We start from the raw sequence: 10845 nt of genomic DNA on the forward strand, positions 1-10845 counted from the left end.
TGCGGCTCCGCGTTCAAGAACAAGGGCGTTCAGCCCCTGCTCGACGCCGTGGTGCGCTTCCTCCCCTGCCCCTCCGACGTCTCCAACGTCGCGCTCGATCTCGACAAGGAAGAGGCGCAGGTCTCGCTCTCGCCCGACGAAGACAAGAATCTGGTGGCGCTCGCCTTCAAGCTCGAAGACGGCCGTTACGGCCAGCTCACCTACGTGCGCGTCTATCAGGGGCATCTGGCCAAGGGCGACACCATCACCAACGCCCGCACCGGCAAGCGTCACAAGGTAGGTCGCTTGGTGCGCATGCATGCCGCCGAGATGGAGGAGATCGAGGCCTCCGCTTCGGGCGACATCGTGGCGATGTTCGGCATCGACTGTGCCTCCGGCGACACCTTCTGCGGCGGCGACCACCGGCTGGCGATGAGTTCCATGCACGTGCCCGAGCCCGTCATCAGTCTCGCCATCGCGCCCAAGGACAACAAGGCCCAGGTCAACATGTCCAAGGCGCTGGGGCGCTTCACCAAGGAAGACCCCACGTTCCGCACCCACGTCGATCCGGAAAGCGGCGAGACGATCATCCAGGGGATGGGCGAGCTCCACCTCGACGTTTACGTGGAACGCATGAAGCGCGAGTACGGCGCCGAGGTCACCGTGGGCCAGCCCCAGGTGGCCTACCGCGAGACGATCACGAAGCAGTCAGAATTCGACTATCTCCACAAGAAGCAGACCGGCGGCTCGGGCCAGTACGGCAAGGTCGCGGGCTTCATCGAGCCGCTTGCCGAGGGCGAGTACGAGTTCGTCAACGAGATCACCGGCGGGGCGATCCCGACCGAGTTCATCGGCTCGATCGACAAGGGCTTCAAGCAGTGCCTCAGGAAGGGCCCGGTGGCCGGCTTCCCGATCAACGGCGTGAAGCTCACGATCAACGACGGGGCCGCGCACTCGGTTGACTCCTCCGACAACGCCTTCCAGCAGGCCGCCATCGGCGCCTTCCGCGAGGGCTTCGGCAAGGCCGCGCCGGTGCTGCTCGAGCCGATCATGAAGGTCGTCGTCGAAGGCCCGACGGAGTTCCAGGGCAACATCATGGGCGGCCTGAACCAGCGCCGCGGCATCATCGTCGGCACGTTCGAGGAGGGGAACTTCACGGTCGTCGAGGCCGAGGTCCCGCTCGCCGAGATGTTCGGCTACTCGACCGTGCTGCGCTCGGGCACCCAGGGCAAGGCGGAGTTCACGATGGAGTTCGCCTCCTACCGCCAGCTCCCCAAGGGGCTGACGGACCAGGTGATCAAGGAGGCGAACGAGCGGCGCAAGAGCTCGGTCGCCTAGATGGCCGAGAGCGCCGCCACACTCATCTACCTTCGTGACAGGAGCGTCGAGATGCTGAAGAAGGACCTGATCCTCAAGAACCCGCTGCGCGCCTGGGAGCCCGACACCGGCCACAACAGCGACTCGCCCCGCATGGGGCTCGTCGTCGCCCGCCGCGGCGCCGGCAAGACGGCCCTGCTCGTGCAGTTCGCCCTCGACTCGCTGCTGCGCGGCAACCGCGTCGCGCACGTGAGCATCGGCCAGAGCCTCGAGAAGACCAAGACCTGGTACGAGGACCTCTTCCAGGAGCTGTCGCGCAACTACAAGCTCGAGCACGTCGGCGAGGTCCACAGCGAGATCGCCTCGGGGCGGCTGATCATGACCTTCAACGCCGCCGGCTTCTCGGCCGCGAAGCTCGAGGAACGGCTGGCCGACCTCATCGAGCAGGACATCTTCCGCCCCGACAGCATCGTCATCGACGGCTTCGACTTCGAGAACGCGGACACTGCCCAGCTCGAGGGGCTGCGCAAGCTCGTGCACGAGCGCAAGCTGCACGCCTGGTTCTCGGGCGTGCGCCACCGCGAGGACAAGCGGGTGAGCGCGCTGGGCGTGCCCGCCCCCTGCGACCGCTTCGAGGACCTCTTCGACTGCATCCTGCTGCTGGACCCGGACGCGCACGGCATCACCCTGACGACGCTCAAGAGCGATGTCGCCGCCTCCAAGGACCACCCGGCGATCCGCCTCGACCCGACGACGTTCCTCGTCAGCGGGGCGATCAAGGCCGACGAGTGCACCCTGTTCTCGGGCGGCGCCCCCGGCGCCGAGGCGGCGTTCGGCGCCGCGGCCGAGCGCCACGGCCTGCGGGAGGTCAACTTCACGTTCGCCGGGCACACCGACGCGCGCACGCGCGGCATCCGGGTTCTCGGCCAGGAGGAACTCGAGCGCGGGGACGTGAGCCTCAGCTACGTCTCGCGGCTCATGCACCGCACCTACCCGAACGCGCCGCTGATCCGCAAGGTGCTCCAGACGATCTGGTACCAGGTCAACGCCGGCCAGGAGATCTACGTGGTCGGCTGGATCCAGGACGACGGCACCGTCCGCGGCGGCACCGGCTGGGGCGCCGAGTTCGCGAAGCTCTGCAACAAGCCCCTGTTCGTCTTCGACCAGGCGAAGGCGCGCTGGTTCTCCTGGACCGGCGAGGGCTGGGCCACGTGCGAGCCGCCGGTGATCACGCACCCGCAGGTGACGGGGACCGGCACGCGCTTCCTCGAGGAGAGCGGCAGGAAGGCGATCGAGACGCTGTTCGAGCGCTCGTTCGGGCCTGCGAAGTAGTCCGGACGCGACGGGCCCCGGGACCACACCCCCGGGGCCCTTTTCTTGCCCGTTACCTGACGGTCGTCACCGCGGGCCGCGCGGCAGTAGCCCCCGCCGCCGGGGCAGAGAGGGGCCGTTGACGAGGCCGCTCGTCTTCGGCTACCTTCCGCGGCAGGCCCCGCGTGCGGCGCCGCGCGGGGGAACCCGAGGCGTGGGGGAATCTGCGGTGCCTGCTCGCCGACGCTGCGTTGTCCCGTCCCTGCTCTGCGCGGTCCTCGTCACAGGGTGCGCGAGCGTCCAGACCTACGACGGCCCGCGGCGGCCACCGGCGGAGATCGCCGTGGTCCGCGGGATGAACAAGCTCAATCCCCTCCTGCTTCAGCAACAACTGGTGTTCGTGCGCTCCGTGGACGGCAGGAAGATGGGAGGCCCGCTGGCGGACGCGATGCTCAAGGTCGAACTCCTCCCGGGACGGCACGTACTGTCCCTCCTCTTCCAGGACAGTACGCTTGGCATCAGGTCTGCAAGCGCCGAGGACTGCAAGGTCGCCTTCGTGGCCCGTGCGGGACAATCCTACACCGCCTTTGGCGACTACGGCCCCGCCCCCGGAGACGCGTCGGAGTGGCGCTGCTACATCCGGGACGACGCCACCGGCGAGCGCTTCCCGGGCTCGCTGCTCCCGCCAGTCTTTCCGCACGAGAAATACGCGGGATTCACCTGCAAGCCCCCCATCGACAATGGGTGGGGGATCGCATCCTGGACGGAGGACGCTCTGGTCTTCAAGAGAAACACCCAGTCGCCGGCACACAACCTCGTGTTGTTCGTGCGACGTAGCAAACACGGGAAGCAGTTTCAGGCCCCCGACGACTTCCTGGCGTACGTGAAGGACTTGTATTTCAACGTGAATCCAGAGCAGTACGAGTTCCTGGAGAGGGACGCCGGCTTGGACCCGAGGTACGGCGCGAACTGTGTCCACTACCGTTTCGCGTACCGTGTCCATCTCAAGGGACGTCGCGGCGACCGGTCATACGTTTCGACCGGGCAATGCTACGACTGCCTGCACCCGCGCGCTCCGCAGTACGAGTACGAGATCTGCGCCCAGGACGACTCCCGGTCCGGCGAGGTCGACGCGGGGTTCGTCGCCGAGGGCAACGCCTTCCTCGATAGCTTCTCCTTCACGGAGATCGGCCGCTAGGCCTTCCCGCGGCGCGGCCCGCCGGGCCATACCGCGCGGATGACCGTGGAATTCTGCTAGAATTCATGTCTCAATGAACTGGTTCGAAGCGCTCGTCCTCGCCGTCGTCCAGGGGCTCACGGAGTTCCTTCCGGTGTCCAGCTCCGGCCACCTGGTGATCGCGCAGACGCTCTTCGGCATCCAGCCGTCGGCGGCGTTCCTCTACGATATCGTGCTCCACCTCGGCACGGCGCTGGCGGCGCTCGTCTTCTACCGCCGCGACGTGGCCGGCCTGCTCCGGGGGCTGGTGCCCCCGTACGCGCAGGCGCCGGCCGACCTGCGCGAGTCGCGCCGGCTGCTGCTGCTCCTTGCGGCCGCCACGGCGCCGACCGCCGCGATCGGCTTCGCCTTCAAGGATTTCTTCGAGGGCCTCTTCGCCGCGCCGGGCGCCGTCGTCGCGGCCCTCGGCGTGACCGGCGCCTTCCTCGTCGCCTCGGCGCTTCTCCCCGCCGGCGCGCAGCGGCTCGACGGCGCCCCGTGGTGGAAGGGCGTGCTGGTGGGCGTCGCGCAGGCTGTGGCCATCGTCCCGGGCATCTCCCGCTCGGGGAGCACGATCGTCGCCTCGCTGGCCGCGGGCATTCGCCGCGAGGACGCCGTCCGCTTCTCGTTCCTGCTGTCGCTGCCGGCGATCCTCGGCGCCTCGCTGCTGGAGCTGCGCCACCTGCCCGCGGGCGGGGCGGGCCTCCCTGGCGCCGTCGTCGCCGCCGGTTTCACCGCCGCCGCCGCGACCGGGTATCTCGCCATCCTCTTCGTGCTGCGCTGGACGCGCGAGGGGAAGCTCTGGCAGTTCGGCCTCTACTGCTGGGCCGCGGCGGCGCTCGCCGCCGTGGCGCTCGCGCGGCGCTAGAGGCGCCCGGGGGGCAGGCACATGGCGCGCAGCCGCAAGGGCCGGAAGGAGCGTCCGCTGCGCCGCGCCGGCGGCGACGCCCGGAACACGGCGCGGCGGACGCGGCTGCGCGAGATCGCCGGCGTCGGCTTCCTCGCCCTCACCGTCGCGGCGATGATCGCGCTGGCCTCCTACGACGAGTTGGACCGCTCGCTCAACAGCGCCACGGGAAGCGAGAGCGTCCACAACTACCTCGGCGTCGTGGGGGCGTACTTCGCGGACGCCCTCGTCGCGTTCTTCGGCTTCGGGGCCTGGCTCTTCCCGGTGTTCGCCTTCGGCGCCGCCGTGCTCTGCTTCGCCGGCGTCTCGCTCAGCCTCGCCAGCCGCCTTGGTCGCGCCGCGGGCCTCACGGGGTTCTCGCTGTCGCTCGTCGCCCTCGGCAACCTGGCGTTCGGGTCGACCGACCCCTTCTACCACCGCGGCGCGGCGCCCGTCCCCGCCGGAGGCGGTCTCGGCGCGACGCTCGCCGCGCTCGTGCGCCCCTGGCTGGGGGACGCCGGCGCGGCGATCGCCTTCGGGTTCGTCCTCGTCGCCTCCCTCACGCTGGCGACCCACCTGACCCCGCGGCGGCTCGCCGCCGGGGCCTTGGGCGGCGCCCGGTCCGCGGGGAGCGCGGCCGGCGGGGTCTGGGAGAGCCTCCGCCACGCGTGGGAGCTGCGCCGCGGCCGCAAGGAGAAGGAGCGGGCGCGGCTGCGTCGCGACACGGAGGGCGAGCCGGCGGCCGCGGAGGAGCCCGGGGAGGAGTTCGCCGATGGCCCGGCCGAGCCGGCGCTCGAGATCGCGGAGGAGGAGCTGGAAGGCCCGCTGATCGTCCAGCGGCCGCCGCCCCCGCGGCGCAAGCCCGCCGCGAAACGCCCCGAGCCGGCGCGCGCGCAGGGAAGCTACACGCTGCCGCCGCTGGATTTGCTCGACGACCCGCCGCCCGACCGCGTCCCCGTCTCCGAAGAGGAGATCCGCGCCAACTCGCGCATCCTCGAGCGCAAGCTCGCCGACTTCGGCGTCAACGGCCGGGTCGCCCAGGTCCACCCGGGACCGGTGATCACGATGTACGAGTACGAGCCGGCGGCCGGCATCAAGATCAACCGCATCGTCGGCCTGCAGGACGACCTCGCGCTCGCGCTGTCGGCGACCTCCATCCGCGTCGTGGCGCCCATCCCCGGCAAGTCCGTGGTCGGCATCGAGTTGCCGAACAAGAAGCGCGAGACGGTCACGCTCAAGGAGATCATGCTCTCGGAGGAGTTCGGGCGCTCGACCTCGAAGCTCGGCGTCGCGCTCGGCAAGGACATCTTCGGGCGGCCGCGCGTCGGCGACCTGGGCAAGATGCCGCACGTGCTCATCGCCGGCGCGACCGGCTCGGGCAAGAGCGTCATGATCAACACGCTGATCAGCTCGATCCTCTTCTCGGCGCGGCCCGACGAGGTGCAGTTCATCATGATCGACCCGAAGATGGTCGAGCTGACGATGTACGACGGCATCCCGCACCTGATCGCCCCGGTCGTGAGCAACCCGAAGAAGGCGGCCTACGCGCTGCGCAACGCGGTCGGCCTCATGGAGGAGCGCTACCGCGTGCTCGCCGAGCGCAAGGTCCGCAACATCGAGTCCTACAACCACCACCTCGCCGCGGAGGCGAAGGAGCGCGGCGAGGCGCCGGCGCTCATGCCGTACCTGGTGATCGTCATCGACGAGCTGGCGGACCTGATGATCCTCGCGCAGAGCGAGGTCGAGGACTCCATCACGCGCCTCGCGCAGCTCTCGCGCGCGGTCGGCATGCACCTGGTCATCGCCACGCAGCGCCCCTCGACCAACGTGATCACCGGCATCATCAAGGCGAACCTGCCGGTGCGCATGTCCTTCAACGTCTCCTCCAAGATCGACTCGCGCGTGGTCCTCGACGCCAACGGCGCCGAGCAGCTCCTCGGCAAGGGCGACATGCTGTACCTGCCGCCCGGGACCAACAAGCTCGAGCGCATCCACGGCGCGTTCGTCTCCGAGGACGAGGTCAAGCGCCTCGTCGAGCACCTCAAGGGGCAGGCCCAGCCGACCTACAACGAGGCGATCCTGCAGCCGCCGCCCTCCGACGGCGGTGACGACGCCGGGGCCGACGGCGAGCAGGACGAGATGTACGACCAAGCCGTCGCCGTCGTCACCGAGAGCGGGCAGGCGTCGATCTCGTATGTGCAGCGGCGCCTCAAGGTCGGCTACAACCGCGCCGCGCGGATGATCGAGGCGATGGAGAAGGCCGGCCTCGTCAGCCCCGCCGACGGCGCCAAGCCGCGGCGGATCCTGGCGCGCCGCACCTACGACGAGGAGTAGCCGACCCGTACGCCCGTTCTCTTGGCGCAGCCCTGAGCGACTCCAAGGAAGACGATGACACCGCCTGCGCTTCGACCAGGAGGCCGGTCTCTCACCGTGCTTCGCGCCGCGGCGCTCGTGGCGGCCGTCGTCATCGCCTATTCCCCCGCTTTCACGGCCGGCTTCATCTGGGACGACGACGACTACATCACCGACAACCGGACCTTGACGGAGCCGGGCGGCCTGACCGAGATCTGGCTCAGCCCCGGCGCCACGCCCCAGTACTATCCTCTCGTGTTCACCTCGTTCCTCGTCGAGCAACGCCTCTTCGGACGGACTCCCGCGGGACATCATGCGGTCAACGTCCTGCTCCACGCCGGGTCGGCACTCCTGCTCTGGCGGCTGCTGACAACCGTCGCCGTGCCTGGCGCCTGGCTCGCGGCTGCGCTCTTCGCCCTCCACCCGGTGCAGGTGGAATCGGTGGCGTGGATCGCCGAGCGCAAGAACGTCCTGTCCGGACTGTTCTTCCTTGCAGGCGCGCTGACCTTCCTGCAGTGGGCCGGCCTGCGCGCCGGGGATGGCGACCGGTCGGGCTCGACGCGGGGTGCGCCTGGACGTCTGGCGACGGCGGCAGTTCTTTTCGCCGCGGCCCTCTTCTCCAAGACCGTCACGGCGACGCTCCCCGTCTCGCTCGGAGCGGTCCTCTGGTGGAAGCGGGGGCGACTGAGCCGCAGGGAACTGCTCGCTCTGGCGGCGTTCGCCGCGGCGGGTGCAGGCATGGGGATGGTCACGCTGCGGCTCGAACGGACGGTCGTCGGGGCCGTGGGGCCGGCGTGGGACCTGACTTTCGTCGAACGCCTCCTGGTGGCAGGAAGGGCCTTCTGGTTCTACCTCGGCAAACTGGCCTGGCCGTCCGAACTCGCGTTCATCTATCCCCGCTGGGACCCGCAGGCGGCGAGTTGGGGCTGGGGGCTCTGGCCCGCCGCTGCGGCGGCTTTCGTCCTCGGCCTCTGGGCCCTTCGCCGGCGGATCGGGCGGGGGCCGCTCGTCGCCTGCCTCCACTTCGCGGGGAGCCTCGGGCCGGCCTTCGGCTTCGTCAACGTCTTCCCCATGCAATTCTCCTTCGTCGCCGACCATTTTCAATACCTGGCGACGATCGGCCCTCTCACCCTCGCGGCCAGCCTGATCTGGCGCCTGGTCGCGCCGGCAGGGACGCCGGGGCGCCGCCCATGGCTCCTGGCCGCGGCGTTTGCCCTGCCCGTCGCCATGGGCCTCCTCACGCACCAGCAGAGCCGCTTCTACCAGGATAGTGCCACGCTCTGGGGGCACACCGTCACATTGAACCCGGGCTCGTGGATGGTGCACAGCAACCTCTCTCGCGCCCTCGCTGCCCGCGATGACCGGGCGGGGGCCGAAAGCGAGTTGCGCGAAGCCCTGCGGCTCGAGCCTTCAGTCCCCAGCGCCTGGTTTCGGCTCGGCGAACTTGCCGCGGCGGGTGGGCGGCTCGGGGAGGCGGTCGAGCTCTTCCAACGCGCGCTCGATCTCGTTCCCATGTACGCCGACGCCCACGACGGACTCGGAGATTCGCTGACCCGCCTCGGCCGCGACGCCGACGCGGAGGAGCACCTCCTGGCGGCTGGGTGGCTGAAACCGCGAGATCCCAAGCCACGTCTGCACCTCGGATACCTGTATCTGTCGCAGGGACGGGTCAGTGAGGCCACGAAGGCCTTGACCGACGCGGTCGAATTGGAGCCGGGCAGCCCCGAGGCGCGACTGGGTCTCGGCCGTTCTCTGGCAGCTCAGGGCTTGAGACGCGAGGCATTGGAGCAATTCCGCCACGCACTGTCGCTGAGGCCCGGGTGGGCAGAGGCGGAAGCGGCGTTAGCCGGCGGGTGACCTGAAGCGTCCGCGCCGGGGCCGACGACGATCAGACCGGGCGTGCGGTCTGCCCGCGCCCGATATCAGCGCCGGTACGCCTTCGGGGCGTGGCAGCCGGTGCGGCACCAGCCGCCGCCCTGTTCCGCGCGGAACTCCTGGGGGATGAGCACGGTGCCGCGCCCGGGGATCCGCAGGCGCAGCAAGAGGGGCTGCGCGGCGGCGTGCGGCGCGTGACACGGGAGGCAGCGCGGGCCGCGCGCCGCCTGGACATGGTGCGCGTGGAGGTTGCGCTTCCCGTCCATGAAGCCCGTCGCGCCCGCCGGCGCGTCCTTCGCGGCGAGGGCCTCGCCGTGGCACCCGGTGCACAGGGCCACGTCCCAGGGTTGCGCGCCCGCCGGGCTCTCGTCGCCCGCCGGCGCCCCCTTCACGAAGTGCGACCCGCCGCCCGACAGACCCAGGTCGTGGCAGGACGCGCAGTCCCCGTCGGCGACCGGCTGGTGGGTCGAGGCCGCGCGCGCACCCCGTGCCGGCTCGAGCAGCCGTGCATGGCAGCGTGCCGTCACGCACCCCTCGCCCGCGGAGAGCGCCGGGTGCGCCGCGCTGAACGCCCGCGAGGCGCCAAGAGAGACCCCGGCCGCCACTAGCGCAGCGAACAGGCGGGCCCGACTACGGGTGCGCCACATGCAGTGTCCGCGCCGCTTCCCGCAACTTGCGCTCGAGTGCGAGGACACCCGGCCGCCGCACGGACCGACCTGACGCGCTGCTAAAAGTTGACAATCCAAGAAAGACCAAGCAACTGAAATATCAAGTTCGCCGCCGGCATGATGAGTGCCTGAAGGACCGGGGAGATTGCCAACCCCATTATGATGAGCATGCCAAAGGGCGCTATCCGCTGAAGAGCCACGGACTGGCTGTGAGGAAGGACTCCGATGAGAAAGTGCCCACCGTCTAGAGGCGGTATCGGCAACATATTGAAGAGCGCGAGGTAGACATTAACCTTCACCAGGACAATGAGAAGAAGGACGATTGGCAACGCAATGCGCACGCTGCCGTGGGAGTCACCCTGACTTCCCAACCCAGCGCCCACAGCGCCCCAGATATGGATGACCGCGGCGGCGATCGCCGCAAGCAGGAGGTTACTGCCTGGGCCGGAGATGGAAACCCAAGCAAAGCCCTTGCGTGGATTGCGGAAGTTACGATGGTTTACCGGCACTGGCTTGGCCCAGGCAAGGAGAACACCACTGCCACTCCACAACAACAGTGCTGGGAACAATATGCTTCCAAAGATGTCGATGTGCGGAACAGGATTGAGCGTAATCCTTCCTGCTAACTTTGCAGTAGGATCGCCGTTGCGCCATGCTACCCATCCGTGCGCGGCCTCATGCAAGCACACGGAGAACAGCAGCGCGACAAGAAAGATAACGAGTTGCTGCTTGTCGCCCACGAGAAAGCCCGACCTTTCTCCTTACATGCGGGCGCGATGGTAGCAGAACACTGGTCTTCCTCCTACTCAAGAGTCACTCAAGCGAGGCAACAAACAAGTGGCGCCGGGCCAAGAACAGCCTTGCAGCCTGCTCGGCGCCTAGTGCTTGATGTAGCCGCTGGCGCGGACGAAGGCCACCTTGAGGTTGGCGATCGCGTCCTTGAGCAGCTTCGCCTCCTCCTCGGTGAGATTCCCCTTCGTCTTCTCTTCGATCACGCCGAGGATGTCGATGTGCCAGCTCGCCACCGGGAAGTTCGCGAGCGACTGCCCCGTCTGCGGGTCGTCGAAGAGCCCCATGAAGGCCAGCCCCTCCTGGTAGAGCTTGCCGATGAGCTGAAGAAAGTCCGCCGGGCCGGGCAGCCCCGCGCCGGGCTCGCCGAACTCGGGTCCATGCTCGTGCGCCGCGGCCGCCGGGGCCGCTTCCACCGCGGGCGGCTTGGGCCGCGGCGCCGCCGGCTTCGC

General features: G+C 69.2%; 9 protein-coding genes. 6 read left to right on the forward strand and 3 right to left on the reverse strand.

The genetic code is table 11. The features are described from left to right. The 6 genes from VI078_10980 to VI078_11005 all read left to right on the forward strand — a co-directional run. A partial coding sequence (locus VI078_10980; GenBank protein HEY5999804.1) for an elongation factor G occupies positions 1–1317 on the forward strand: 1317 nt, incomplete at its 5' end. A 51-nt stretch (positions 1318–1368) separates the two neighbouring features. Then, the gene (locus tag VI078_10985) at positions 1369–2628 is read left to right on the forward strand and encodes a hypothetical protein (GenBank protein HEY5999805.1); all 1260 of its coding nucleotides are present in this window, start codon (positions 1369–1371) and stop codon (positions 2626–2628) included. Positions 2629–2950: 322 nt separating this feature from the next. Beyond that, complete coding sequence (locus VI078_10990) at positions 2951–3805, forward strand: hypothetical protein (GenBank protein HEY5999806.1); 855 nt, start codon at positions 2951–2953, stop codon at positions 3803–3805. Positions 3806–3878: 73 nt separating this feature from the next. After that, on the forward strand, positions 3879–4691 hold the full coding sequence (locus VI078_10995) for an undecaprenyl-diphosphate phosphatase (protein ID HEY5999807.1): 813 nt from the start codon (positions 3879–3881) through the stop codon (positions 4689–4691). 21 nt (positions 4692–4712) lie between these two features. Beyond that, positions 4713–7043, forward strand: coding sequence for a DNA translocase FtsK (locus tag VI078_11000; GenBank protein HEY5999808.1), 2331 nt, complete (start codon positions 4713–4715; stop codon positions 7041–7043). A gap of 96 nt (positions 7044–7139) precedes the next feature. Then, positions 7140–8918, forward strand: a complete 1779-nt coding sequence (locus tag VI078_11005) for a tetratricopeptide repeat protein (protein ID HEY5999809.1) — start codon at positions 7140–7142, stop codon at positions 8916–8918. 65 nt (positions 8919–8983) lie between these two features. Here the strand turns inward: VI078_11005 and VI078_11010 are convergent, their stop codons facing one another. From VI078_11010 to VI078_11020, 3 genes are all read right to left on the reverse strand, one after another. Beyond that, entirely contained in the window at positions 8984–9541 is a 558-nt protein-coding gene (locus VI078_11010) for a cytochrome c3 family protein (GenBank protein ID HEY5999810.1), read from the reverse strand. A 122-nt stretch (positions 9542–9663) separates the two neighbouring features. Further along, positions 9664–10344, reverse strand: coding sequence for a site-2 protease family protein (locus tag VI078_11015; protein ID HEY5999811.1), 681 nt, complete (start codon positions 10342–10344; stop codon positions 9664–9666). Positions 10345–10482: 138 nt separating this feature from the next. Beyond that, positions 10483–10845: DUF1844 domain-containing protein (locus VI078_11020; protein HEY5999812.1), on the reverse strand; the 363-nt coding region annotated here is incomplete at its 5' end.

The organism is bacterium (genome assembly GCA_036524115.1).
Taxonomy (GTDB): domain Bacteria; phylum JAUVQV01; class JAUVQV01; order JAUVQV01; family DATDCY01; genus DATDCY01.

What these genes read in the sequence shown, in the direction of transcription:
- VI078_10985 (HEY5999805.1), top strand. Translation starts at nt 1,369, where the DNA reads ATGCTGAAGAAGGACCTGATCCTCAAGAACCCGCTGCGCGCCTGGGAG.
- VI078_10995 (HEY5999807.1), top strand. Translation starts at nt 3,879, where the DNA reads ATGAACTGGTTCGAAGCGCTCGTCCTCGCCGTCGTCCAGGGGCTCACG.
- VI078_11000 (HEY5999808.1), top strand. Translation starts at nt 4,713, where the DNA reads ATGGCGCGCAGCCGCAAGGGCCGGAAGGAGCGTCCGCTGCGCCGCGCC.